The organism is Bartonella sp. WD16.2 (assembly GCF_002022505.1).
Classification (GTDB): Bacteria; Pseudomonadota; Alphaproteobacteria; order Rhizobiales; family Rhizobiaceae; genus Bartonella.
Window position 1 is genome coordinate 562698 of sequence record NZ_CP019781.1, and the last position, 26658, is coordinate 589355.

The following is a 26658-nucleotide window of genomic DNA, read 5'->3' on the forward strand; positions in this document are numbered from 1 at the left end:
TAGTTAAAGATTTCCCTACTTATATTAAGAATAGATTTACTCTAAAAGTTAGTTTATGCAATCTAAAAATATTTTTTATTTTCAGTTTTAATAAATATGTATTTCAATTTTTTAAGTTAAAAAATAATTTCAATTTGCATTAAGATGTTTGTACTTTCGATTTTTATAATATTCACTATATCCATATAATTAACATTCGGATAAAATAATTTGGTCATTGATGCGATTCAGAGATTCATCTCGTCCCAATAAAGTAAGAACATCAAAAACTCCAGGGGATGATGCACACCCTGTGAGAGCTGCTCGCAATGGTTGGGCAATATCTCCAAATTTAAGCTGTTGTGTTTGTGCATAGTTTCGAAGAATTTCATTCAGCGTTTCTGAATTCCAATTGGAGCATGTTTTTAAGGCAAGATAGACTCCTTTTAAGATGGTTCTACCATTTCCATTTAAAAGTGTTTTAGCTTTTTCGTCGAGAGGTAATGGTCTTTGTGTAAAGATAAAGGAGGCACCATTAATGAGCTCAAGCAGTGTTTTCGAACGTTGTTTCAAATTTGGTATTGCAGTTAGAAATTGGGCGCATTTTTGTTCATCAAGTTTTTTCATGATTTCTAAACCGCCTTCAATTTCTGGCAAAATACTAAGAGCAGCATCAAAAAGACTTTGATCGTTGCTCATACGAATGTAATGCCCATTAATGGCATCTAGTTTTTTGAAATCAAAACGAGCAGCACCTTTGTTAATATCATTAATATCAAACCAAGAAATCATATCTTCAGTAGAGATAAGTTCATCATTGCCGTGGCTCCAGCCTAAACGGACAAGATAATTGCGTAAAGCGTCAGGAAGATATCCCATTGTTCGATAGGCATCGACACCTAATGCACCATGTCTTTTTGACAATTTTGCACCATTTTCACCATGAATAAGTGGGATATGCGCCATAATGGGGATATCCCATCCCATTGCATTGTAGATAATTGTTTGACGGGCTGCATTTGTGAGATGATCGTCCCCACGAATGATATGTGTTATTTCCATATCATGATCATCAACAACAACAGCATGCATGTAAGTTGGGGTACCGTCAGAACGTAAAATGATAAAGTCATCCAGATCTTTGTTAGGAAAACGAATATCTCCTTGAACGCGATCGTGTAAAATTGTTTCACCATCTTGTGGTGCTTTAATGCGAATAACAGGCTTAATCCCTTTGGGAGCTTCAGATACATCACGGTTGCGCCAACGTCCATCATAACGTGGTGGGCGGCCTTCTGCACGAGCAATTTCACGCATTTCAGTTAATTCTTCGGGTGAAGCATAACAATAATAAGCTTTGCCATCTTTGACTAATTGTTCAGCAATTTGACGATGGCGTTCTGCTCGTTCAAATTGTGAGATAGGAACCCCATCATAATTGAGTCCCATCCAGTTCAAACCATCTATAATAGCTTTAACTGCTGCTTCTGTTGAACGTTCTCGATCTGTATCTTCAATACGTAGAAGCATTTTGCCACCGTTATGTTTTGCATAAAGCCAGTTAAACAGAGCAGTGCGGGCGCTACCAATATGAAGAAAACCTGTGGGTGAGGGTGCAAAACGGGTAATAACAGGCACGGATATATCCTTTAATTAAGATGTTATTTTTAGGATTTTATAAAAAGATTATGTTAGCATAGCCAATAGGGTGTGCAATAGCCGCATTGCGAGTAAAGTGGGGATTTGCGGATGTTAGGTTCAAACAAAGTTAATGATGGTTTTTCAAGGAGAAACTTATCGAAAGAGAAAAGTTTGGATCTAATACAGCAGGACGATTTTTCTATTCGTAATAGTATAGATAGTATCATTTGTACTAGGCAAAGCGTTTATTTACTCACATTTTTAAAAGAAAATATAAATATCTTCTGGAGGTGGTTGACAGACTGCATACAAAAGGAAATTTCTTTTGGACTGTTTTTCTTATTAATTTTAATATTTTTTCCACAGGTGTTATTTTTTATTTCAATTTGGATCGAGAACCAAGTTGGAAGCAATTTATTATATTGATTAGTACATTTCTTGGAGCGTTGTGTATCTTACGCCGTTATCGAGGAATGTGGCTCATAACTGGTTTTTTATTTTGTATTATATTGGGTGCTTTAGCGGCAAAGATAGAAACCTGGCGTATGTCTACAACAATGTTAGACAGCGATGTTTCTACCACATTAACAGGGAGAATTGTTTCTATAGAACCAATAGAAAAAGGAGGATTCCGTTTAAATGTAGATGTCTTAAACACAGAAAAACCAATGTTACGTCATGCACCTGATCGTGTTCGTTTAATAGCAAAATATTTGCCATATGGATTAGCTTCCGGTGATGGATTGTATGGGAAAGTAAGACTTCGTGCTTTGTCTGGACCTGTACGCCCAGGAAGTTATGATTTTAGTTTCCATAATTATTTTAAAAGAATTGGTGCTTACGGAATTTATCTGGGAAAACCAATTAAGACATCAGTTACACAGCCCAATACAATATTAGATAGAGTCTTACAAAAAATTGAAAATTTACGGATAACAATGACTCAACAAATCAATGCAGCAGTTGGTGGAGAGGAAGGACAAATTGCTGCTGCTTTGATAACTGGGCAAAGGGGTGGTATTTCAAAGGATACTAATAAAGCATTGCGTATAGCTGGGTTAGCTCATATTTTGTCAATATCAGGTTTGCATATGGCTCTTCTTAGCGGTATGGTTCTTACCATTATTCGGAGTTTTTTAGCCCTTTTTCCTATTTTTTCATCTTATTATTCAGTTAAGAAATTTGCTGCTGTCGTTGCATTAATGATAACAGCTTTTTATTTGGTGTTATCTGGCATGAATATAGCGGCGCAAAGAAGCTTTGTGATGGTTTCTGTTCTGTTGATTGCTGTGTTATGTAATCGTTCTGTTGTGACAACGCGCAATTTCGCTATTGCTGGTTTGGTAACTGTAGCTACTATTCCCCATGCAATATTAAGTCCTAGTTTTCAAATGTCATTTTCTGCAACTGCAGCTTTAATTGCTGCTTTTGGTTGGTGGAGTGAAAGACGATCCGCTTATACAGGAAGAACGACACCTTCTTATGTTGGAGGTGGAGTACTTCGTTTTGTTTTCTCACCACTTGTTTCAATCTGTGTGTCTTCACTTGTAGCAGGTTCTAGTAGTGGAATTTACGCTGCTTATCACTTTGCAAATGTGGCGCCACTTGGCATGATCAGTAATATTTTAGCCTTACCTATTGTCTTCATTTTTGTTATGCCGTTTGGGTTAATAGCGGCATTTGCAATGCTTGTAGGGCTTGAATGGTTGCCACTACAGATTATGGGTTTTGGTATCTCTCTTGTAACAAAAATTGCTTATGCTGTAACAGCTATTTCTCCTGCTTTTCACCCTGGATTTATGCCATTATCTGCATTGGTTTTATTAAGCTTAGGCTTAGTTGGCCTTACTTTTTTCAAAACACCTATCAGATTCTTTTTTAGTATTTTTATTCTTATAGGTATTTTTGTTTGTATGGTGTCCTCCCCCGTGCAACTAATCATAGCGAATAATATAAGCCTTGTGGGGATCATTAATGAAAGAAAATTATATATTGATCGTTACGATGCCTCTAAGTTTACATTATCTGTGTGGGCAAATTCATTCTCTGCACAAAATGCTATTAAACCAACGAAAAATGGTCCATCGCTCAACGGACAATTTATTTGTAATAATAATGTTTGTACAGCTTTATTAGAAAACGGATTAAAAGTTTCTGTTTTACATGGAAAAACAGATCAGTGTATAAACACAGATATCATAATTGAAGCATCTACAATAAGCAACCAAACATGTGACAAGATTGCACCGATAACATTTACATTTCAACAATTACTATCACGAGGAAGTGTTATGATGACTAAAAGCGGGAGTATTATTTGGTCTTCTAACGGGTTTCATAGACCTTGGAATATACATAGACAAAATTTTCAACGATCATAGAGTGATCATATCAAAAAATATAACTCTATTTTAGAAACTCTAAAATAAAGTTATATTTCAAAAACATTCTAACGTAACAGCTAGTTTTATGAAAAATACATTGAAGCAAATTTTACTCTAATTCAGAAAAACTCACACTGAGTTGACTGTATCTTTCTTCTCCAATAGTGTTAAGAAGTTGAATCTGAGTTTCAAGAAAATCAATATGATTCTCTTCATCTTCAAGCAATTCATCAAATAACTTCTTTGAAACATGGTCAGAGAGCTTAGAACAAATTTCCCACGACTTAAGATAGGATTCTCGAGCACCATACTCACTTTTAAGATCGCATTCTAAAACTTCTCTAAGGTTTTTTCCAATACGCAACGGTGCAGGAAATTCGAGGTTAGGGTACCCTTCAAGAAAAGTTATACGCTTAACAATTCTATCTACATGTTTCATTTCTTCTGTGGCTTCTTTACGTTCTATTTCAGCTAATTTTGTGTAACCCCAACTTTCTGTCAGGCAAGAATGTAACTGATATTGATTAACGGCGCTAATCTCAAGAGCAAGGGCTTCATTGAGCTGCTTTATGATTTCTGGATGACCTTTCATGGTATTTAATTTCCCTATATTGGTTTATTTAATGGATGGACATAACTAAAATAAGAGAGTGATGTATTATCCTGCCTAATTATGTTTACGAGAATAATTTTCTATTACCTTAATGATAATTTCTACAATATTAGAAAAATAACCTCAACATTTCTTATATTACCTCATTAAATTATATAATTTTTTATGAGCTGTAATCAATGACCAACATTTTTTCAGAAAGAAAAGAGACGATTTTTCATTATCTAACTGACTAATAGTTTTGCAGGAATGTATGACTATAAATTTTAATAATGAAGATTTATGCTAAAATTGTTTACTAAATGAAGAAAATATAAACAAACTTCAAAGAAGGTGTAGTTAATCATTGTATTCTATAGAGTGATATATTTTGCTATAATAACTGATATTTTTCAACGGAAAATGGCAAATAAGTCTGCGGGAATTGAGGAAACAGAGTGCTTTTTTGTTATTAATTCGTAATGATTAAAAATAATCGGTAACAGGAAAAGTGTTCATGGATTCTCAAAAATTAAAAAAGATGGCGGCTACTAAAGCACTTGAATTTGTTCAAGATGATATGCGGCTTGGTATAGGAGCTGGTTCTACAGTCAATGAATTTATTCGTCTACTTGGTGAACGTGTTGCAGATGGTCTGCGTGTGGTTGGTGTTGCCGCTTCACGTTATTCTGAACAATTATGTATTAAATACGGAGTGCCTATCACTACTTTAGAACAAATATCTGAACTTGATCTTGATATTGATGGGGCTGATGAAATTGGTCCTAATATGGCCTTAATTAAAGGAGGGGGTGGAGCATTGTTACGTGAAAAAATTGTAGCAGCAGCATCTCGTATAATGCTTGTTATTGCAGATGAAACAAAAGTGGTAAAAACGCTGGGTTCTTTTGCACTGCCAATTGAAGTTAATCAATTTGGTATGAGCGCTACACGTAAAGCAATTGAAAAAGTAGCTGATGATCTAGGGTTTTCGGGGCAAATTAGGTTGCGGATGAATGGAGATGTTCCTTTTGAAACAGATGAAGGTCATTTTATTCTTGATGCATTTTGGGGATGCATTATGCAGCCCAAAATATTATCAGATGCATTATTTGAAATTCCTGGTGTTGTTGAGCACGGTCTTTTTTTGGGGTTGGCTTCGCGTTCAATTATAGCGATGGCAGACGGTACAATAAAAATTTTAGAGCCATGTGATTTTTGAATGAAATAAGTTAATGTTGATGTATTGGTTATAATAAAAGACTATTAAAATTTTGAATAGAAATAATATAATTATGGAGTAATAATTGAATGAGAACTACATTTTTTCTGCAACGTTTTGTGATATTGCTTAGCATAGTTGCTGTTTTTATTATGAATATCGGGATGGTTTATGCGCAAGATGTGAAAGCCCAGCATTTAGATTCCGCAAGAAAGATGATCAAAGTCATTCAAGCAACCGATCAATTTAATAATTTTTTGCCAAGTGCTGCATATAACCTTAAAAGTGAGCTAATAAATGACGATCCAAATTTAGCAACAATTATTTCTGAAATTGTCGATAAGCAAGCACTTACTTTGGCTAAACGACGTGCTGATTTGGAAGAAGAAATTGCTCATGTATATGTAAAACATTTTAGTCAGGAAGAACTAGATACAATTGCAGCATTTTATAATTCTGCTGCTGGTAAAAAGTTTTTAACAGAAGTTCCAAATGTTGCACGTGATTCTTATTCTGTCTTTGATAAGTGGCGTTCTACTGTTATGCAGGATCTTGTAAAAAATGTAGAAAAAGAAATGGTTGAGGTACTCGGTTTGAATAAATCTGTTACTTCAAAGCCTGATTCCTCAACGGATTCAAAATAGTTTTATTGGTAATATATAATTATCAATGTTTTTTATCTTACAAAAGTAACAATTTTACCCTCGTTTTTAACGAAAATAAATGCTTTTTAAGTATCGTATCTATACAAAAATTTTATTAAAGACAAAAAAGACTTTCATTCAGTGATAAAGATTAATAACCTGGATGGTATAATAATGGTGTATGGGAAGGAATAATTTGTGGCATCTTTCGATTTTGATTTATTTGTTATTGGGAGCGGTTCTGGCGGTGTACGTGCTGCTCGTCTTGCGGGAGGGCTTGGTAAGCGTGTAGCTATAGCGGAGGAATACCGCATAGGGGGTACTTGTGTTATTCGTGGTTGTGTTCCAAAAAAATTATTTGTTTATGCGTCAAAGTATGCACAAGAATTCAGTGATAGTGTTGGTTTTGGTTGGCAATGTATTGATCCAATTTTTAACTGGGAAAAATTAGTTGCAGCTAAAAACAAAGAAATATCAAGACTAGAAGAGCTTTATCGAAAACAATTAAAAAATAATAACGTTCATATTTATGAAAGTCGTGCTGTTTTTGTTGACGATCACACCTTAGAACTTTCTGCGACAGGTGAACGAGTAACAGCAGAAAAGATTTTAATCGCAACAGGGGCAAAGACTTTATCAAATACTATAATAGGTAGCGATTTATGTCTTACTTCTAATGAGATTTTTGACCTTAAAGAATTACCAAAATCAATAGTAATCATTGGTGGGGGGTATATTGGTGTTGAATTTGCTAATATTTTTCATGGATTAGGCGTAAAAACAACATTGCTCCATCATGGTGATTTAATTCTTCGTAATTTCGATTATGATTTGCGGCAGTTATTAAGTGATGCAATGATTGAAAAGGGGATTTCTGTTGTTTATGGGGCAACAGTCTCTCAAGTTAAAACCAACGGTAATGGCTATGATGCTATTTTGTCGGATGAGCAAACTATTAGCGTTGATCAGGTTATGTTTGCTACGGGACGTGTACCGAATACTGTAAGTTTAGGGCTTCAGAGGGCGGGGGTTAAGTTTAATGAAATTGGTGCAGTTATTGTTGATGAAAAAATGACCACCAATATACCCCATATTTGGGCTGTTGGTGATGTGACTGACCGTTGTCAATTAACACCTGTCGCTATCCATGAGGCAATGTGTTTTATTAAAACTGCATTTAAGGACACTCCAACTATACCTGATTATGATTTAATTGCGACAGCTGTTTTTTCGCAACCGGAGGTCGGAACAGTTGGTCTTTCAGAAGAGGATGCAATACACTGTTATAAACGTGTTGAAGTTTATCGTACGTTATTTCGTCCTATGCGCAATACTCTTTCCGGCAATCCAGAAAAGATGTTTATGAAACTTGTTGTTGATGGTGAAAGCCGTATCGTTGTTGGTGCACATATTTTAGGCGAGGGCGCTGGTGAGATAGCACAGCTTATTGGAATTTCTCTCAAAGGAAGACTAACAAAAGATATATTTGATGAAACTATGGCAGTGCATCCAACGGCAGTAGAAGAACTGGTAACGATGTATGAACCAAATTATATTTATGAAAATGGAAAAAAGTTGGAAAATTAAACGTTGGGTACTGTGGTGAACTGGCTTAAGGCTTTTATCCTATAATCTGCATGGAGGGGCTTTAGAGAGAGTTACGATGGTAAAGAAATGGGCACCTGAATCTTGGAGAGAAAGGCCAATTAAGCAAGTTCCAACTTATCCAGATCAATCTCTATTAGCTAATATCGAAAATGAACTGCGTGGATATACCCCTTTAGTTTTTGCTGGTGAAATTCGTGATTTGAAAGATAAATTAGCAGCAGTTGCTAGAGGTCAGGCCTTTTTGTTACAAGGTGGTGATTGTGCAGAGAGCTTTGCAGAATATGCAGCTAATAATATCCGTGATTTTTTTCGTGTGTTTTTACAGATGGCGATTGTTTTAACTTTTGGTAATTCTAAGCCAGTTGTTAAAGTTGGTCGTATTGCAGGTCAATTTGCCAAGCCACGTTCTTCTGATATAGAAAGCAAAGGTAAAGATAAGCTCCCTGCTTATCGGGGTGATATTATTAATAGCATTGAATTTGACAAAGATTCTCGTATTCCTGATCCGCGACGAATGTTGATGGTTTATCGTCAATCGGCTGCAACGCTCAATTTGTTGCGTGTTTTTTCACAATGTGGTTATGCTAACTTAGAAAATGTTCATAAATGGATGTTGAGTTTTGTTGCCAATAGCCCGCAAGGTGAACGTTATGAGTTGTTAGCAAAACGTATTTCTGAAACAATAGATTTTATGCGTTCAATAGGAATTACGGCCAAAAAAAATTCTTCATTATATACAACATCTTTTTATACAAGCCACGAAGCGCTTTTGCTGAATTATGAAGAACCTTTAACGCGAATTGATTTAAATTCTGGAAATTGGTATGCGACATCTGGTCATATGTTATGGATAGGTGATCGTACGCGCCAACTTGATCATGCGCATGTTGAATACTGCCGCGGTATTAAAAATCCTATTGGATTAAAATGTGGTCCTTCTATTGATCCTGATGAGCTTTTGAGATTAGTTGATATTCTTAATCCTAAGAATGAACCAGGTAGGCTTACTCTCATTGTGCGTTTTGGTTATGATAAGATTGAGAATTATCTTCCTAGACTAATTCGTGTAGTTGAGCGTGAGAGACGCAATGTTCTATGGTCTTGTGATCCAATGCATGGCAATACAATTATGGCAAATGGTTATAAAACTCGTCCCTTTGATTGTATTTTAAAAGAAGTCGAAAGTTTTTTTTCGATACATCAGAGGGAAGGAACTTATCCAGGTGGCATTCATATTGAAATGACTGGTCGTAATGTGACTGAATGTACAGGTGGTGCACATGCTATTTCAGCAGAAGATCTTTCTGATCGCTATCATACTCATTGTGATCCACGATTGAATGCGAATCAGGCATTAGAATTAGCTTTTCTCGTTGCTGAGCTTCTTAAAAAGAATCGTGATGCTAATTCATTAACTGTTGAGTCAAATACGTAAAGAGGGAAATCACCTAGCATGATTTATAATTAATACTTTTCTGTTTGTAGAATTAAGCGCTTTTTAATAAAAGGAATGCTTTGGTGATTGAAACTAAGCTATAGTCACACTAAATTGATTTAATGACACAACAACTTATAGAGAATGATTTTCGGGTTGCGGTTGCCCAATTAAATCCTGTTATCGGTGATATTGAAGGAAATTTTACTCTCGCAGTAATGGCACATCAGGAAGCTCAGGAACAAGGCGCTGATCTTGTATTATTAACTGAGCTTTTTATAAGTGCTTATCCACCGGAAGACCTTGTGCTTAAGCCTGCTTTTATAAAGGCATGTGAAAATGCTGTGCAGAAATTAGCAAAAATAACAAAAAATGGACCAGGTATTGTTATTGGTGTTCCACTAAGACGTGATGATGCTACTTATAATGGCGTTATGCTTCTTAACGATGGGCAAATAGTTGCTGAACGTTTAAAGTTTGATTTGCCTAATTACGCTGAATTTGATGAAAAGCGTGTATTTTCTTCTGATGCATGTCTTGAGCCTATTGTTTACCGTGGAGTAACACTCGGGATTGTGATCTGTGAGGATATTTGGAGTGATTCCTCTATTTGTGAGCAGCTTAGCAATAAAGGAGCTGAGATTATTCTTGTTCCTAATGGGTCTCCTTATAAGCGTCATAAAACGCTCAAACGTTTAGATATTGTTCGAGCGCAAGCTATTCAATCGGGTGTGCCTATTATTTATGCTAATCAAGTTGGTGGTCAAGATGAGTTAGTTTTTGATGGAGGATCTTTTGCATTGAATGGACAAGGCAAAATAGCATTTCAGATGAAACATTTTGAGAGCCATATTGCTTTAAGTCACTGGCAACGACAATCTACCGGATGGCAATGTATTTCTGGTCCTAATGAAGAGCTTTTCAGTGGATTAGCTGCGGATTATCAGGCTTGTGTTTTAGGTTTAAGAGATTACGTTAACAAAAATTGTTTTCAAGATGTTATTCTTGGCCTTTCGGGGGGGATTGATTCAGCACTTTGCGCAACAATGGCAGTAGATGCTCTTGGAGCTAAAAGAGTTCGCGCTGTAATGATGCCTTATCATTATACTTCACAGGAATCGTTGAGGGATGCTGAAGATTGCGCGCGTTTTTTAGGGTGCCATTACGAGGTCATACCGATTATTCAACCTGTTGAGAGCTTTTTGAATGCATTAGCACCTGTTTTTTTAGAGTTGAAGCCTGACGTTACAGAAGAAAATCTTCAAAGTCGTACACGTGGAACTATTTTAATGGCCCTTTCGAATAAATTTGGTTCAATGGTGGTTACAACAGGTAATAAATCAGAAATGGCCGTTGGGTATGCAACACTTTATGGGGATATGAATGGTGGTTTTAACCCTATTAAAGATATTTATAAAATGCAGGTCTATGCATTAGCGAAATGGCGTAATAAAAATCACTTGCAGAATTTATTGGGGGCAAAAGGAGTTGTTATTCCATCTAATATTATCATGAAAGCACCTTCCGCGGAATTACGGGAAAATCAAAAAGATGAGGATTCTCTTCCTCCTTATCCTATTTTAGATGATATTTTACAATCTCTTGTAGAAGATGACATGAGTGTTAGTGAAATTGTTCAATGTGGGTATTTACGAGAAACGGTTGAGAAAGTTGAATACTTGCTTTATTTAGCTGAATATAAAAGGCGACAGTCTGCACCTGGTGTAAAAATCAGTTGTAAAAGCTTCGGACGTGACCGTCGTTATCCTATTATCAATCGTTTTCGCGATAAAAGTTGAGCATTGTTTAATGATAAAAGTTCGTTTTGCCCCATCTCCAACAGGTTATATTCATATTGGCAATGCCCGTATTGCTTTATTTAACTGGCTTTATGCGCAAGCATGTAATGGCACATTTGTTTTACGCTATGACGATACAGATGTTGAACGTTCTAAACAAGAATATATTGATGGTATTATGGTTGATCTTGAGTGGCTTAGTATTAGGCCAGATGAAATTCATTATCAATCTAAACGATTTAGTCGATATAATGAGGTTACAGAAACTCTTAAACAACGTGGTCTTCTTTACCCCTGTTATGAAACGGCGGAAGAATTAAATCGGCGCCGCAAAATCCAACTTTCGCGCAAGCTACCTCCTGTTTATAATCGTGATGCGTTAAAATTGACCCAAGAAGATAAAAGAAACTTTGAATCTCAAGGCCGTAAACCCCATTGGCGTTTTCTTTTACCTAATTTTGAAAATGATCCATTTCAAACAAAACGGACAGAAATTCATTGGGATGATCTTGTAAAGGGAAAGCAGCTGATTGATTTAGCTTCTATCTCAGATCCCGTTTTAATTCGTGAGGATGGGAGTTATCTTTATACACTGCCTTCTGTAGTGGATGATATAGATATGGCTATTACACATGTTATTCGTGGTGATGATCATATTACCAATACAGGTGCACAGATTGCTATTTTTAAAGCTCTCGGTGTAAAGCCACCGACTTTAGGGCATATTAATTTGTTGACTACGATTTCAGGAAAAGGGCTTTCAAAACGTAACAATGACCTTTCTGTTCGTTCTTTACGACAAGAAGGGTATGAATCGATGGTTGTTCAATGTCTTTCTGTTTTGACTGGAACATCACAAAATGTGCAAATTTATCCTAATCAAGCTGCTCTTTTAGAGCATTTTGACCTCCAAAATACATCAAAATCAGCTGCAAAATTTGATTCTGTTGATCTTCTTTCTTTAAATAGTCATTTTGTTCATGAGTTGACGTATGAGGATGTTAAAGAGCGGCTTGAGAAGCTTTCTATTGATGGAGAAAAGGTAGAAGAGTTTTGGAATGCGATAAGAAATAATATTGATAAAGTGAATGATGCAGCTTTATGGTGGACAATTATTCATGGTGATATGCATGATGGTCAAAATTTCAAGGCGATTTCTCCTGAAGATCACGCATTTGTACGCCAATCTATTGATTTGCTACCGAAAGGTGTATTAAATAATGAAAGCTGGCAAGTTTGGGCAACGGCATTAAAAGAGAAAACAGGCCGTAAAGGGAAAGCTTTATTTATGCCATTGCGTCAGGCACTTACTGGAATGGAATATGGTCCTGAAATGGGTAAACTTTTACAGCTTTTAGGGCGTGAAAAAGTCGTAAATAGACTGACTGTTTAAGAAAATTACTCAGTACAGAACAATTTAAAAATATTTTATCGATCTTATCGTTATTCTCAATAATCAAATTTGCGATTTAAGAACGGGTTTTTATGAGCATAAATGCTGGGATATCAGCACCAAACCCAAGGGGAATATGATTTTGATCTTTCTCTGAATAGGATAGCTCGGATGAATTTACTTTATTTTTTGTAGTTTCACTATGAAATGTTTTATCTTTTTTTGATGCTTTTTTAGTGTGATCAGTGTGTTTTTTAGGGGTGGATTTCTTTGAAAGTTTTGCAGATTTTGTTTTTACAATAGAGTCATTTGTCTGATCACTGATAGATAAAGTAGAAAGATCCCCATTAAGCCATTCAATTTTTTCTTTACTTATTTTTTCAATGGCACTGATATATTTTTGATCATCTTTTGTAACAATCGTAAAAGCTTTTCCGCTACGCTTTGCACGTCCTGTACGGCCAATCCGATGAATATAATCTTCGGCATGTGTTGGTACATCATAGTTGAAAACATGACTGACATCTGGGATATCAAGCCCACGGGCGGCAACGTCAGAAGCAACAAGAAGTGTGAGTTTATTGTCTTTAAAATCAGCTAATGTATTCATGCGTGAGTGTTGATCCATATCGCCATGAAGTGCACCTACACTAAAATTGTATTTGGTAAGTGACCTAAAAAGCTCAGAAATATCTTTTTTCCGATTGCAGAAAATAATAGCATTTTTAAGTTCATCACCTTCATTATAAATAAGTTCTCGCAAAACAGCTCTTTTATCCCACGCTTTGCTTCCAGATTTGACAAGACGTTGTGTAATTGTTGTAGCTGTTGATGATGCTTTTGTAACTTCAACACAGATGGGAGAATGTAAAAATTGTTTTGTCAATTTTGTAATTTCTGGTGCCATTGTTGCTGAGAAAAACAAAGTTTGGCGGGTAAACGGGGTTAGTTTACAGATACGTTCAATATCAGGGATAAAGCCCATGTCTAACATACGATCGGCTTCATCAATAACAAGAATTTCAGTGCCTATCAAAAGTAATTTACCACGTTCAAAATGATCAAGAAGACGTCCTGGTGTTGCTATAAGAACATCGGCACCCTGTTCAAGTTTGCGATTTTGATCTTCAAAAGAAACCCCACCAATTAAAAGAACAACATTTAAATGATGATTCACTCCATATTTATCGAAATTTTCTTGAACTTGGGCTGCAAGTTCTCGTGTTGGTTCTAATATAAGAGTACGGGGCATTCTTGCCCTTGCACGGCCTTTTTCGAGTAATGTAAGCATAGGGAGTACGAATGAAGCTGTTTTACCAGTACCAGTCTGAGCAATTCCAAGCACGTCTTTACGTTGAAGAACGTGAGGAATTGTTTCACTCTGAATAGGTGTTGGAGTCGTATATCCTGCTGATCTTGCAGCTTTAATAACTTTTTCGGAAAGGCCTAAATTGTCAAAACTATTCAAAGGTAGTGTCATTTTTCTATCGATTGTTCTGCAATTTTAACCTAGTTAGTTAGATTGGTTAGCATCCCACATTATTGGAGAGGGTTAAGATGCATTTGCAAAAAAGTCAACTGTAACTAATCTATATGTATAAGAAGGCAACGGTAAAAACTAATTAATAACGAAATTGTTCTGATAAAATACGTTCGTCCCATGAATGATCAGGGTCAAAAAGAATAGAGGCTGTTACTTCTGAGGCCGATGAAATGATAACTGAGTGAACAGATTTAACCTCCACATTATCAGCAGCAGCGTTTACAGGGCGTTTGTTTGCTTCGAGCATATCAAAACGTACTGTTACTGTATTGGGAAGTAATGCTCCATGCCAACGTCGAGGGCGAAAAGGACTAACAGGGGTGAGGGCCATAAGAGGCGCCATAAGAGGCAAAATAGGACCTTGTGCTGACAAGTTATATGCGGTAGATCCTGCCGGTGTGGCAACAAGGATACCATCACAATTTAATTGTTCCATACGCACTTTGTTATCAATGCTGATACGAATCTTAGCAGCTTGATAAGATTGACGAAATAAGGATACTTCATTAATTGCAAGTGCTTCAATATATTGTTGACATTCAGTGTTTGCAATCATGCGTAGGGGATGAATTTCTTTTTTATGCGCAGCAGCAATACGGATTGGTAATTTTTTTTCATGAAACTCATTCATAAGGAATCCTATTGAACCTCGATTCATGCCATAAATAGGTTTTCCAGTATTCATAACATCTCGCACCGCTCGTAACATTGTTCCATCACCACCGAGTGCAACAACTACATCACTTTCTTCAAGAGAGGAATGGCCATAAACGGAGATTAATTTATTGGTGGTTTTGATAGTTTCTTCAGTTTCAGCAGAAATGAAATGAAAACGACTTGGTAATGGCGGCATTGAAAATTGTCCTGATATTCGCAGTCTATTTTTAATGTATTTTTTAGAATTTGGAAGTTTTATATAAGCACAATTTTTGCAAAAAGAAGAATTTTGTATGAAAAGTTAATCTATTGTGGAATAATATTTTTCTTTTTGCAATTTTTTTCAAAATGTCAGTTCACCATTGAAGCTGAGAGCATGATCAGTTAAAAGACCTCAACTGATTTTAAAGCAGTTTTTCGGCACCCGTAGCTCAGTTGGATAGAGCGCTGCCCTCCGAAGGCAGAGGTCACAGATTCGAATTCTGTCGGGTGCACCAAACTTTTTTCAATACTATTGTATATCATTATAAATGATATACTGTTAGTTTAAATACTTTAGTTTAGTTAAGTAAAAATTGAATGGCAGATTGTTATAATAACGTAAGAAAATCAATAATGTAAGAAAATTTTTCTTTATTGTGTATTCTTTATTTTATTAAAAGTTAAGTAGAGTTTTTATTTATAAAGCTTTGAATTTTTGTATCTGCTAAAATAGCTGAAATATAATACTTTACAGAACTATATTAATATACACATTACTCTAACAATATTTTTGTTAAAATTAATATTCATTAGTAAAATAGTAGATTGATTTCCTTATATTAAAGCGCTGTTTTATAATTGATGAAGCCATTTTAATATATTTACTACCATCAATTAATTGTAAAACTGGCTAAGATATTCTACATCTAATGCAAAAGTTCTCGTTAATGTATTGTTAGTTTCTAACTTCAAGTAATTATTGCTATCTACACCGCATTTGTAAGTGTATTTTACTATTGAGGCGTTAAAAGATCATGCTTATAAATTAGGTATACTCACTATAATATTTGATATTAAAGTTTAATGACCTAGTATTATTTTTGATGAAATAAATACAAGCTGTATAGAGCTGTGGTGTTTTTCTTTTCATAAGAAAGACGCTAATTTTGCATTATACTAGATTAATAAGAAAGAAGATTATGACAATTATACTTAAGCCAGGCGAGGTAACGCTTAGCGAACTTGAATCTGTTTATTGGGGCGGTAAAATAAGCAAACTTCATAAAGATACCTATCTAGCTATTAAGAAGGGGGTGGAACGTATTGCTGAAATTGTTGCGGGTAATGAACCAGTTTATGGCATTAATACCGGTTTTGGAAAGTTAGCTTCCATTAAAATTGATGCAGGTGATGTGGTCATTTTACAAAGAAATCTTATTTTATCGCATTGTTGTGGTGTAGGGGCTCCTTTAGCTGAAAATATTGTACGTTTGATAATGACATTAAAACTTATTTCGCTTGGGCGAGGGGTTTCTGGTATTCGTCTGGAATTAGTGCATTTATTAGAAAATATGCTTAAAAAGGGAGTTATTCCTGTCATTCCTGAAAAGGGATCAGTTGGTGCATCGGGTGATCTTGCACCACTTGCTCATATGGCAGCTGTTATGATAGGTGAGGGAGAAGCATTCTTTCAGAATATTCGTATGAGTGGAGCAGCTTCTTTAGAAAAAGCAGGGTTATCGCCTATCGTTTTAGAAGCGAAAGAGGGTTTAACTCTTATCAATGGTACTCAAACGTCAACAGCACTTGCACTTGCAGGTCTTTTTCGCTGTTATCGAGCATTATGTGGAGGGCTTCTTTCTAGCGCAATGTCTACAGACGCCATTATGGGCTCAACAGCCCCATTTCATCCCGATATCCATATTTTACGCGGCCATCATGGGCAGATTGTTGTGTCGCAGGCATTAGAAAAACTTATGGAAGGTTCAGGAATTCGGGTAGAGCATTTACGTGATGATAAACGTGTCCAGGATCCTTATTGTATACGTTGCCAACCACAAGTTATGGGTGCTTGTTTTGATATTCTTACAGCGGCAGCAAAAACACTAATTATTGAAGCAAATGCAGTAACAGATAATCCATTGATTTTAAGTAACGGTGCGGTTGTATCGGGTGGAAATTTTCATGCTGAACCTGTTGCTTTCGCTGCGGATCAGATCGCGCTTGCTTTATGTGAAATAGGCTCAATTTCTCAAAGACGCATTGCTCTTATGGTTGATCCAGCAGTTTCTTATGGGCTTCCTGCTTTTTTAGTACGAAATGCAGGTCTTAATTCAGGCTTCATGATTGCTGAAGTAACAGCAGCTGCTTTAATGTCTGAAAATAAGCAAATGGCATATCCCGCTTCGGTTGATTCAACACCAACTTCGGCAAATCAAGAAGATCATGTTTCAATGGCTTGCCATGGCGCTCGTCGATTATTAGCTATGAGCGAAAATCTTTTTACTATTATTGGTATTGAGACACTTGTTGCAGCGCAGGGAATTGAATGCCGAACTCCTCTAAAGACAAGTCCTTTATTGCAGTCTGTTATGGAATATTTACGTAGAAATATCACGACTCTTAAAGCAGATCGTTATATGACTGTAGATCTTGAAAAGGTGCATGTACTTGTAAGTGAGGGACATTTATTAGTCTGTTTTACCGAAAAACATTTTTCCGCAATTAGAGCTGAAATAATATTTATTTTGAGATTAAGCAAAGGAAAAAGCTCATTATATTTTCTAGGCTTTCCTCATATAGGTTTGGTGTCAGATGATATATTTTACCGATTGAGTAAGTAGAGACGGTTTATAAATTAAATGAGCATATTCACCATTTCTATGTTTGGGTTGTAATAATGTAATGGCAATACATCGAAAGCATCATAAAAAAGGCATTATTTATTATCAACACCTCCTAAAACTGAGAAAACAAAAAGAATATAATTTTTTGTTATGAATAGTGCAAATTGCATCATCATATATAATGATTATGCATTTTAACCGTTATGATATTATATTTTTTATGAGATGAAAAAATAGAAATTTCAAAATCTTTCAAGTCCATTAAAGTTTTTTGCATTTCAGTCGGTTTTGGTGCTTGTTAGTCTGAAGATTTGCGCCTTTATAGGGATTATATAGCATTTGAAAAAGGAAAAAAATGTCAATAAACCAACTTAAACGAGGTATGAATAAACGTCAGGTTATATTTTTAGCTTTTGGGTCTGCTATCGGAACAGGTCTTTTTTACGGGTCTGCACAAGCAATTAATCTTACTGGCCCAAGTGTTCTTATTGCGTATTGTGTTGCAGGTTTAGCTGTTTTTATGGTGATGCGGGCTCTAGGTGAGATGATTATTCATAATCCTTTGCCAGGTTCTTTTGCCCGTTATGCTGCAAAGCATATATCACCTTTGGCTGGTTTTTTAACAGGGTGGACATATGTTTTTGAGGTGGTTCTTGTTGGTTTAGCTGATATCACAGTTTTTGCCACTTATATGGGGTTTTGGTATCCTAGTGTTTCTCCTTGGATCTGGACATTGAGCATTACACTTATTATTACCGCCATTAATTTAACTGCAGTAAAAGTATATGGTGAGCTAGAATTTTGGCTGTCTTTTGTCAAAGTAATTGCTATTATTGTTATGATTGCTTTAGGGGTAGCAATTATTGTATTTAATTGGAATATGGGCACGCAACCCACTATTCATAATTTATGGCAAAATGGTGGTATATTTCCCAATGGTTGGTTTGGTTTTTTAGCTTGCTTTAGTGTCGTTGTTTTTTCTTTTGGTGGGGTAGAAATTGTTGGAATAGCGGCTATGGAAACGCAAGATCCTAATAAAATTATTTCAAAGGCAATTAATTCTATTCCGATTCGGATTTTACTATTTTACGTTATGACTTTAACAGTTTTAATGATACTTTATCCTTGGAATAAAATTGGTTTTGTTGACAGTCCTTTTGTTTCAATTTTTGAAAACCTTGGTATTTCATCAGCGGCTAATATTCTTAACGTTGTTGTTGTTACAGCGGCTGTTTCAGCCATTAATAGTGAAATGTATGGTGCTAGTCGCATGATTCATGGGCTATCGCAAGAAGGCTATGCATTTAAGAAATTTCAATATCTATCAAAAAACGGTATACCAATTTTTGTTATTTTACTAATATTTGTCATGTTTCTTTTTGGTGTTGTTCTTAACTATTTTTATCACGATCAACTTTTTTTTCTCATTGCAGCAATGGCAACATTTGCGACAGTTTTCGTTTGGGGAATGATTTTGCTTTCGCAAATTTTTATGCGACTTAAAATGCCTAAAAAAGAACAGCATAATTTAAAATTTCCGATTCCATTTTGGCCAGTAGGATCGATTTTTGCTATTTTGTTTATGATTTTTATTTTCTTTTTGTTATGCTTTTTTAATGATACACGACCAGTTTTAATCATAGGAGTTGTTTGGATTGGTTGGCTTGTAGTTTGCTTTTACGTACTTAATTTTTTTAATAAAAAAACAGAAAAGCTATCTATAAAAATTGAATTTTTTATTTATTAATAACAAAGCATTTTTGTTATTTTGGTGGATAATCATTACAAATGCGGTAAATATTATAAGCGCATTGTCATTGAGAAACCGAGTTTTAGTGATTAGGTAGCTAGAAAAATCTACTTTATGGAAATCCTATATTACTAATAAGATTAGTAAGTGTAGCATATGTGAAAGTTGTTTTATGTATTAGTAATGAGCCTTTAAGTGAAATTTTAAAAAAACGTTTTGAATAATTGAGGAGAGGGTATAATTATTTATAAATTTGTATTCCTCATACGAATATAGTCAGATTTCGTATCTTAATTATTCTTGATTTCATACTAAGATAATTGCGTTAAATAAAAAGGAAAATCATTAATTAGTACTTGATTGTGATATTCAGCATACGCTCTTGTACAAGCCGTTGAAAATATTCTCGCTGGTTAGGTCAAGGAGATGTCAAAGGTATTTATACCCACATGTGCAGAATTTGTTTTCTACTGTCAAAAAGTAAAAGATGATATGACTTGGCAATGCTTGATATATGCATAAAGCGATTGAAAATACTCATAAAAAGGCGCTGAAATAATAGGAGAGACGAGAGAATGTAATTTCACTTACAGAGATTGAAAGAAGAACAGTAAAATAGAAAAAAACGCTAATCACTTTTGAATTGAATATGCATTTTAAATTAACAGAAACACACTTTAAAGAAAAATTTAAAAGCTTTTTATTTGTTTGTGTATGTATTTATTGGAAATACAAAACACTCTCTGTACAAGCTAATTTGAAAAAATTAGAACAAAGCACAAAAATTGGTACAAGATTAAGGAAATATAATCTTACTTTTTTCCATTAAAGTGGGCAAGGGATTTTTAACTTTTTAAAGATACATGTTTTGTTGTTGTGGGTTAATTTGTAAACTATTTAATGATGTATGTTCAGCACTATTTGCTTTAACATCTTTAATAACTTGTAATGTTTTCGGGATGGGTTGGAATAAATCAAGTAGTAACGCTCGATTCCTAGCAATGTCGGTCGTAAAACATGCACACTGCATCTGACATAATAAGATTTGTGGATTTTGGGACAGTATTCACAGCCTCCTGAATTTCATTAGGAATATGAGCTTGAATTTTTCTGTTATTAAATTTTCTATTACATCTTGTAACTGTGATATAATACAAAGCAAGTTTGTGTTGAGAGAATCTTATTTCCTAGCCTTATTATTTTATCCCCAACCTTAAATAAATACTAAAAAATCAATAGGTTATATGGGCAAAAAAACGCTTGGTGGGCGTGACAGGGATTGAACCTGTGACCCCTACGATGTCAACGTAGTGCTCTCCCGCTGAGCTACACGCCCATTCAATAATGGTGCATATCCGCATACTGCATATAGAATTATAAACGTCAATGTCTGATTTAATGTTTTATTTGGTTAAATGCAGATAATTTACAGAAAATGTTCTGTTAAGCAGCTATAAGTATTTTTTCAACTTCACTAACTAATTCACGCAAATGAAACGGTTTAGAGAGCACTTTAGCATCGGGAAGGGTATCATTATTTGAATTTAATGCAACTGCTGCAAAACCTGTAATGAACATAACCCGTAAATCAGGATCAATTTCAGTAGCACGTCGTGCTAGTTCAATTCCATCCATTTCTGGCATCACAATATCAGTGAGTAGAAGAGAAAATGGCTCTTCTTGTAAACGTTTATATGCACTAGCACCATTATCAAAGTCGATAACTTCATAACCTGCACGTTTTAGTGCTTTTGCTAGAAAACGGCGCATATCATTATCATCTTCCGCGAGCAAGATTCGTTTCATGTTTATGTCCAATTGCTCCATTTATCAGTTTATCACTATACTGATGTATACGATATAAAATATTTATAAAAAAGCGGTAAAATGTTTATAATTAGAATGAATAGCAAAATGGTTAACTCTTGCATATTTGTCAAGGATACATAATGTTGTTTTAAATTGAATTCAATTTAAAATATATATGACATTGGAAGAAGACTAAGCATTTATATGTTTTAAATTTTCTTAGTTGTGTGTTTTGTTTTTAAATTTTTCTCATTTTGGGTATATTTAGGTTAAAAGTTTTATAAATATATCGGTTTTAAAAACTGTTAATACTAATAAAAGAGAGTTTAGTGTATTAATTTTCTATTTTGAAACGCCATAAAAAACGGTATTTTGAGTTGTCACAGTGCTACCTGTTTTTAGTAATGTGAATTGTAAGATATATGAATTTAATTCCAATATGTTTTTTCCTCACCGAATTTTGGTTATTCAAAAAAATATGAAAGATAGAAGAAAATAGGTAATATATTTTATAAGAAACTTTCTGACTAAAGTTCTTAGATCAAAGCAGAAAGCTATATTTCCCTTATCACATAGTGTTAAAACTGAAAAAGCACTTAATACTAGATTATAATTGTGATGAAAGAATAGGAAACAGTTATCTTATTTTTGCTCTCTTTTACCAATGAAAATACAAAAGAGTTGAAATGGAAAAGATTAATTACCAAATAAATATCACAATCGCCATGATGGGATTGTTGGTTTGTAAAGAAGTCTGCCATTTGGAGACTTTGTAATTAATTATAGTCGCTCTAAAGGAGGGCAATTATGCGTCAAGTAGATTTTTCACCGTTCTATCGTTCAACAGTAGGTTTTGATCATCTTTTAAACTGGTTTGATTCCAGAACACAACCGGATGATGTTTCCTCTTATCCACCATATAATATTGAGCGTTTAAGTGAGGATTCTTATCGGATTTCTATGGCTGTTGCTGGTTTTTCTTTAAATGAAATCGATATTGAAACGCATTGTAACCAGCTAACCATTAAAGGTGAGAAAATACCTGAAAATGATAACGAAGGGCGAGAATTTCTTTACAGAGGAATTGCTTCGCGTGCTTTTGAAAGGCGTTTTCATTTAGCTGATCATGTTAAGGTCATAGGAGCAGAATTAAGAGATGGTCTTCTTCATATTCAGCTTAAAAGAGAAATGCCAGCTGAATTAAAACCGAAGAAGATAGTTGTACAACAAGCGTCGCCATCTGTTGCTAAAAATAGCAATGGTCATAATATGCATAAAGCGAGTTTAGAAGTTGAAACAACGGAATAAATTATAATTTTAAATATTCAGAACGCGAGGCGAAAGTCTCGCGTTTTTTTGTTTTATACTGATGAAAAGGCTGTTTAATTGAAAGTTTGTTGTGTAAATAATGATTGTGAATAATAGCATTATTTTCAATTATACAAGCTAATAGAAATAGCTTAAATGTAGTAAAGATAAGATGATTTCTGTAGATCAATTAGTAACTGTATGAGAGATAGTATAAACTTACTTCTGATAGCTATTTATATGAGCAACAATTTTTTTTTGATAGTTCAATAGAATGTATGGTGAGTCAGCAAGATATTAGATTAGAATAAGTGTGTTTATTGTGTATACTAAAATAGGTATCAGAAAAATTATTCTAATTTTTAAAAATGTATATTTCTCATTTTTTGAATAGAATATAAAATGGTCGGAGCGGCGGGATTCGAACCCACGACCCCTTGACCCCCAGTCAAGTGCGCTACCAGGCTACGCTACGCTCCGAACTGCCCAAAACGACTAAACGACTGTCTCTTTAAAGGCAAGAGAAAAAATAAACAGAATAAAATCTAATGAAATGTCCTTTTTCTATTTTAAAAAAATCTTTAAAGGTAAAAATGAAACTTAGTACTTCATTATTTTGGAGTGAATTTGAAATGAGCAATCAAAACTCAAGTTTACAAAAAGGGTTAAATGTTCCAATTTATGTCTTATTATTTCGTTTTTAATATATCAAAAAATAAAATTATCGTAGATAAAGTCATTAAAAACGCTTGTTTGGTAAGGGAAGAGTGAACCGATGGGACATTCGGTAATAAGTTTGACAGAAATCGCAATAGATCGCATTAAAGATATTATGAAAACAAAAAATGCGTGTGGTATTCTTATAGGTATCAAAAAAGGTGGCTGTGCGGGAATGGAATATACAATTACTCTCGCAGAAGAAGAAATGCACGATGCGGACGTTGTTGAAATTAATGGTGCTCGTGTTTTTATTGCGCGCGATGCAATATTATTTTTATTAGGGACACAGATAGATTATGAAGTAACCACACTTCGTTCTGGTTTTATATTCAACAATCCCAATCAAATTTCAGCATGCGGGTGTGGTGAATCAGTAGAAATTCATCCTGCTTCACAAAATAAATTGAATGAAATATATGAAACTCATTGAGTTTTGTGAGATTGTGTTTAGTAAAGCAAGATTGTAGTTAGTTTTTTTATTGTGTATTTTTAGCTTCATTCCAAAGAGCTTCCATTTCTTTTAAAGATACGTCAACTAATTTTTTTGACTGATTTGATAGACTTTCTTCGATATAGGTGAAGCGATTTCTAAATTTTATATTTGTTTTTTTTAATGCTTTTTGGGGGTCAATATTCAAATGGCGTGCAAGATTAAGTATGGCAAAATAAAGATCACCGAATTCTTCTTCTATTTCTAAAGCTTTATCAATCTTAATTGCTTCTTTAAGTTCATTGAACTCTTCTTTTATTTTTTGAAGACTTTGTCTTTTTTACGCCAATCAAAGCCCACTTTAGCAGCCATATTTTGTAAAGCGAGCGCTTCTCGATCTGCTGGTTGAGTCGACTTTACTTGTGCAAGATAGCCTGTTGGTGTATCGTCTGGTAAATCTGCTTCTTTGAGCCGTTGTTTCCGTTCAGCTTTTTCTATTTTTTTGATACGTTCCCATGTATCCTCCGGAAAATCTAAGTTTCTTTGTTTTGCATTTCCAAAAACGTGAGGATGACGGCGAATTATTTTTGAGGTAATAGCATAAACAATATCATCAAAAGAAAAACTACCTTCTTCCTTAGCAATCGCAGCATAATAGACTATCTGTAAAAGAAGGTCCCCCAATTCATCGCAAAGATCTATCCGGTTACCTCGCTCAATGGCATCAATAACTTCATAAACTTCTTCGATTGTATAAGGTATGATGGATTCAAAAGTTTGTTTTATATCCCAAGCACAACCACTATCACGATTTCGTAATATCGTAATAATTGTAATAAGGTCATTAATATCTTTTGATGCTAACATTGCTGTCTCTTTTATATAGATATATTATTCACCCCAGCGTTTATGAAACCACATCCATTGTCCGGGATATTCACGCACCCAAGTTTCAACAGTATCATTTAATTTTTGCACAGAGGCATTTATGTCAATTTCATTTTTGTCATCAAGTGGAAGTTCCATACGCTCATATAACTCCAAACGATAACGTCCTCCAGCTAATCGAATACAACGTGCTGGATAAATATCACAATTATATTGCCGGGCGAGCTTTATGATTAAGGGATTAGTTTTAAGCGGTCGGTTAAAAAATGTACTAGGAATGCCTCGACGAAATTTTTGATCAACAAGCATACCAACATTTTCATTTTTTGCTAATTTTTCTGCTAATATCCAAGTTACATGTGCTACAGATGGTACAAGATGTCCCATAGAATTTTGTCGAGTTTTCAAAACTTGATCTGCAATATAAGGGTTATTGGGTGGTCTAAATAACACTGTAACATTAAGATTAAAGCTTTGTGCACATATAGGAAGAAGCTCAAAGTTTCCAGTATGGGCTGTGAAAAAAATATGAGGCTTTTTTTCATTTTTTAATCGTTGAAATATTTCAGCTCCACTGACTTCAATTAAACCAGGTTGGCTGGCATTTGGATCAAAATCAAAAATTTTATCGAGAAAAATATATTCGACGAGAAGTCGCCCCATATTTTCCCACATTTCTAGTGCAATTGCATGTAATTCTTGTTCCGTTTTTTCTGGATATGCAGCTCTAAGGTTTGCAAGTGCGATCTGATGACGAGATACAAGAGGACCAAATGTTTTTGCTAACCAAGAAATAAAAGAAAATCCAATATTAATAGGAAGATGCCGTAAAACAGCCAAAAAAGCAATAAGCAAATGTGCCCACAACCAGTTTACAGACTTTTTAATAATGATTTTAATACGATACATTGAAATTTTTATAAAATACTTTATTGTAATTTAGTCAATTTTGAGGATAATTTTACCAAAAACATCACGGTTTTCCATCCGTTTTAAAGCTGTATCGATTTTATCAAAATCGACAATTGTATCAATGATAGGAGACACAATTCCTTGTGCCATTTTTTGCATAGCATTTGCCATATTTTCCATACGACAGCCAAATGAACCAAATATTTTAAGTTGTTGCTGAAATAGTTGCATTAAATTCATAGGTGCTGAAACACCAGAAGTTGAACCACAAGTTACTAAACGAGCTCCCCGTTTCATACACAATATAGAACCTGTCCATGTATCGGTACCCACATGTTCAAAAACAACATCAACGCCTTTTTTTTGAGTTATTTTGCGGACCACACCTTCAAAACGATCTTTACGGTAATTAATTACGTAATCCGCTCCAAGGGATTGTGCTTTTGTAATTTTATTATCTGAACCAACAGTGGTAATGACTGTGCACCCCATAGCTTTTGCAATCTGGATGGCTGCTGAACCAATACCAGAACCACCGGCTTGTATTAAAATTGTTTCTTCAGCTTGTAGTTTCGCGTTATCAAAAAGCATATGCTCTACAGTACCAAAAGTAATAGGAGCAACAGCTGCTTTTATTGTGTCACATTCTGGTGGAGCTGGTACCAATAGACGTGCTGGAAGATTAACAAGTTCACAAGCAAAGCCATCAAGATGAAAACCATAAACACCTTTTACATCACTGCAAAGATTGTCACGTCCTTCACGACAGGCTTTGCACAAGCCGCAAGTTTGTGCACCATAAATTGAAACAATTTGCCCAGGTTGTAGATTTTCAACACCATTTCCCAGTTGAATAATCTCACCAGAAGCTTCTGCACCTATAGTGAGTGGCATTTTTCTTTTAGCAAAGGCCATACCACGCCATCCCCATACATCAATATGATTAAGGGCAATGGCCTTTATACGGACTGTTACTTCACCAGGGCTAGGCGGTGGTGGTGGGGCAATATTAGTGATCTCGAGTTGACGCTCATTGAGTAGTTGCAGTGCACGCATCATTATTCTCTATATATTATTGCTTAAGATTAGGGCTTAGGAAATTTAATCATTAAAGGA

Annotated in this window: 16 protein-coding genes, 3 tRNA genes and 3 pseudogenes; 12 read left to right on the forward strand and 10 right to left on the reverse strand. The window is 34.9% G+C overall.

Going from position 1 to position 26658, the window contains the following annotated elements; translation table 11 throughout:
• Positions 1-189: 189 nt before the first annotated feature.
• Complete coding sequence (gene gltX / locus BWD162_RS02145) at positions 190-1617, reverse strand: glutamate--tRNA ligase (protein WP_078705244.1); 1428 nt, start codon at positions 1615-1617, stop codon at positions 190-192.
• A gap of 111 nt (positions 1618-1728) precedes the next feature.
• On the opposite strand from gltX (BWD162_RS02145), the pseudogene BWD162_RS02150 reads away from it, so the two are divergent.
• Positions 1729-4001: pseudogene (locus BWD162_RS02150) on the forward strand (ComEC/Rec2 family competence protein).
• A gap of 112 nt (positions 4002-4113) precedes the next feature.
• On the opposite strand, the gene bfr reads toward BWD162_RS02150, so the two are convergent.
• Positions 4114-4596, reverse strand: coding sequence for a bacterioferritin (gene bfr / locus BWD162_RS02155; protein ID WP_078705245.1), 483 nt, complete (start codon positions 4594-4596; stop codon positions 4114-4116).
• A gap of 517 nt (positions 4597-5113) precedes the next feature.
• On the opposite strand from bfr, the gene rpiA reads away from it, so the two are divergent.
• The 6 genes from rpiA to gltX (BWD162_RS02185) all read left to right on the forward strand — a co-directional run bounded on the left by rpiA (position 5114) and on the right by gltX (BWD162_RS02185) (position 12697).
• Positions 5114-5818 carry a ribose-5-phosphate isomerase RpiA gene (gene rpiA / locus BWD162_RS02160; RefSeq protein ID WP_078705246.1) on the forward strand — a complete coding sequence of 235 codons (705 nt, stop codon included), beginning with the start codon at positions 5114-5116 and terminating at the stop codon, positions 5816-5818.
• Positions 5819-5907: 89 nt separating this feature from the next.
• Complete coding sequence (locus BWD162_RS02165) at positions 5908-6462, forward strand: DUF2059 domain-containing protein (protein WP_078705247.1); 555 nt, start codon at positions 5908-5910, stop codon at positions 6460-6462.
• A gap of 198 nt (positions 6463-6660) precedes the next feature.
• Positions 6661-8049 (forward strand): glutathione-disulfide reductase, encoded by a 1389-nt coding sequence (gene gor / locus BWD162_RS02170; protein ID WP_078705248.1) that lies wholly within the window; start codon positions 6661-6663, stop codon positions 8047-8049.
• Between the two features lie 76 nt (positions 8050-8125).
• Entirely contained in the window at positions 8126-9505 is a 1380-nt protein-coding gene (locus BWD162_RS02175) for a class II 3-deoxy-7-phosphoheptulonate synthase (protein ID WP_078705249.1), read from the forward strand.
• A 122-nt stretch (positions 9506-9627) separates the two neighbouring features.
• Positions 9628-11304, forward strand: a complete 1677-nt coding sequence (locus BWD162_RS02180; protein WP_078705250.1) for an NAD+ synthase — start codon at positions 9628-9630, stop codon at positions 11302-11304.
• Positions 11305-11314: 10 nt separating this feature from the next.
• The gene (gltX, locus tag BWD162_RS02185) at positions 11315-12697 is read left to right on the forward strand and encodes a glutamate--tRNA ligase (protein ID WP_078705251.1); all 1383 of its coding nucleotides are present in this window, start codon (positions 11315-11317) and stop codon (positions 12695-12697) included.
• 76 nt (positions 12698-12773) lie between these two features.
• On the opposite strand, the gene BWD162_RS02190 is transcribed toward gltX (BWD162_RS02185), so the two are convergent.
• Positions 12774-14177, reverse strand: a complete 1404-nt coding sequence (locus BWD162_RS02190; protein ID WP_078705252.1) for a DEAD/DEAH box helicase — start codon at positions 14175-14177, stop codon at positions 12774-12776.
• Between the two features lie 142 nt (positions 14178-14319).
• The gene (locus BWD162_RS02195; protein WP_078705253.1) at positions 14320-15093 is read right to left on the reverse strand and encodes an NAD kinase; all 774 of its coding nucleotides are present in this window, start codon (positions 15091-15093) and stop codon (positions 14320-14322) included.
• Between the two features lie 224 nt (positions 15094-15317).
• Here BWD162_RS02195 and BWD162_RS02200 point away from each other — a divergent pair.
• From BWD162_RS02200 to BWD162_RS02210, 3 genes and pseudogenes are all read left to right on the forward strand, one after another.
• Positions 15318-15394 (forward strand) — tRNA-Arg (locus tag BWD162_RS02200).
• Between the two features lie 684 nt (positions 15395-16078).
• Positions 16079-17618: pseudogene (hutH, locus tag BWD162_RS02205) on the forward strand (histidine ammonia-lyase).
• Positions 17619-18080: 462 nt separating this feature from the next.
• Positions 18081-19472, forward strand: a complete 1392-nt coding sequence (locus tag BWD162_RS02210) for an amino acid permease (protein WP_078705254.1) — start codon at positions 18081-18083, stop codon at positions 19470-19472.
• Positions 19473-20736: 1264 nt separating this feature from the next.
• On the opposite strand, the gene BWD162_RS02220 is transcribed toward BWD162_RS02210, so the two are convergent.
• Both BWD162_RS02220 and cpdR read right to left on the reverse strand, forming a co-directional pair.
• Positions 20737-20811: transfer RNA gene (locus BWD162_RS02220), tRNA-Val, on the reverse strand.
• A 107-nt stretch (positions 20812-20918) separates the two neighbouring features.
• The gene (gene cpdR / locus BWD162_RS02225; RefSeq protein WP_078705255.1) at positions 20919-21281 is read right to left on the reverse strand and encodes a cell cycle two-component system response regulator CpdR; all 363 of its coding nucleotides are present in this window, start codon (positions 21279-21281) and stop codon (positions 20919-20921) included.
• An 810-nt stretch (positions 21282-22091) separates the two neighbouring features.
• Between cpdR and BWD162_RS02230 the strand changes: the two genes are divergently transcribed.
• Positions 22092-22592 carry an Hsp20 family protein gene (locus BWD162_RS02230; RefSeq protein ID WP_078705256.1) on the forward strand — a complete coding sequence of 167 codons (501 nt, stop codon included), beginning with the start codon at positions 22092-22094 and terminating at the stop codon, positions 22590-22592.
• 403 nt (positions 22593-22995) lie between these two features.
• Here BWD162_RS02230 and BWD162_RS02235 read toward each other — a convergent pair.
• Positions 22996-23072: transfer RNA gene (locus BWD162_RS02235), tRNA-Pro, on the reverse strand.
• Between the two features lie 295 nt (positions 23073-23367).
• Here BWD162_RS02235 and BWD162_RS02240 point away from each other — a divergent pair.
• Complete coding sequence (locus BWD162_RS02240) at positions 23368-23742, forward strand: iron-sulfur cluster assembly accessory protein (protein WP_078705257.1); 375 nt, start codon at positions 23368-23370, stop codon at positions 23740-23742.
• Positions 23743-23788: 46 nt separating this feature from the next.
• Here the strand turns inward: BWD162_RS02240 and mazG are convergent.
• The 3 genes and pseudogenes from mazG to BWD162_RS02255 all read right to left on the reverse strand — a co-directional run bounded on the left by mazG (position 23789) and on the right by BWD162_RS02255 (position 26598).
• Positions 23789-24609 (reverse strand): annotated as a pseudogene (mazG, locus tag BWD162_RS02245) (nucleoside triphosphate pyrophosphohydrolase).
• 24 nt (positions 24610-24633) lie between these two features.
• Positions 24634-25539, reverse strand: a complete 906-nt coding sequence (locus BWD162_RS02250) for a lipid A biosynthesis lauroyl acyltransferase (protein WP_236824126.1) — start codon at positions 25537-25539, stop codon at positions 24634-24636.
• Positions 25540-25569: 30 nt separating this feature from the next.
• Positions 25570-26598 carry a zinc-binding dehydrogenase gene (locus tag BWD162_RS02255; RefSeq protein WP_078705259.1) on the reverse strand — a complete coding sequence of 343 codons (1029 nt, stop codon included), beginning with the start codon at positions 26596-26598 and terminating at the stop codon, positions 25570-25572.
• Positions 26599-26658 lie beyond the last annotated feature (60 nt).

Bases quoted from the DNA above. Each gene is read 5' to 3' on its own strand.
- bfr (WP_078705245.1), bottom strand. From the start codon at position 4,596: ATGAAAGGTCATCCAGAAATCATAAAGCAGCTCAATGAAGCCCTTGCT.
- rpiA (WP_078705246.1), top strand. From the start codon at position 5,114: ATGGATTCTCAAAAATTAAAAAAGATGGCGGCTACTAAAGCACTTGAA.
- BWD162_RS02165 (WP_078705247.1), top strand. From the start codon at position 5,908: ATGAGAACTACATTTTTTCTGCAACGTTTTGTGATATTGCTTAGCATA.
- BWD162_RS02175 (WP_078705249.1), top strand. From the start codon at position 8,126: ATGGTAAAGAAATGGGCACCTGAATCTTGGAGAGAAAGGCCAATTAAG.
- BWD162_RS02180 (WP_078705250.1), top strand. From the start codon at position 9,628: ATGACACAACAACTTATAGAGAATGATTTTCGGGTTGCGGTTGCCCAA.
- gltX (WP_078705251.1), top strand. From the start codon at position 11,315: ATGATAAAAGTTCGTTTTGCCCCATCTCCAACAGGTTATATTCATATT.
- BWD162_RS02190 (WP_078705252.1), bottom strand. From the start codon at position 14,177: ATGACACTACCTTTGAATAGTTTTGACAATTTAGGCCTTTCCGAAAAA.
- BWD162_RS02195 (WP_078705253.1), bottom strand. From the start codon at position 15,093: ATGCCGCCATTACCAAGTCGTTTTCATTTCATTTCTGCTGAAACTGAA.
- BWD162_RS02210 (WP_078705254.1), top strand. From the start codon at position 18,081: ATGTCAATAAACCAACTTAAACGAGGTATGAATAAACGTCAGGTTATA.
- cpdR (WP_078705255.1), bottom strand. From the start codon at position 21,281: ATGAAACGAATCTTGCTCGCGGAAGATGATAATGATATGCGCCGTTTT.
- BWD162_RS02230 (WP_078705256.1), top strand. From the start codon at position 22,092: ATGCGTCAAGTAGATTTTTCACCGTTCTATCGTTCAACAGTAGGTTTT.
- BWD162_RS02240 (WP_078705257.1), top strand. From the start codon at position 23,368: ATGGGACATTCGGTAATAAGTTTGACAGAAATCGCAATAGATCGCATT.
- BWD162_RS02250 (WP_236824126.1), bottom strand. From the start codon at position 25,539: ATGTATCGTATTAAAATCATTATTAAAAAGTCTGTAAACTGGTTGTGG.
- BWD162_RS02255 (WP_078705259.1), bottom strand. From the start codon at position 26,598: ATGCGTGCACTGCAACTACTCAATGAGCGTCAACTCGAGATCACTAAT.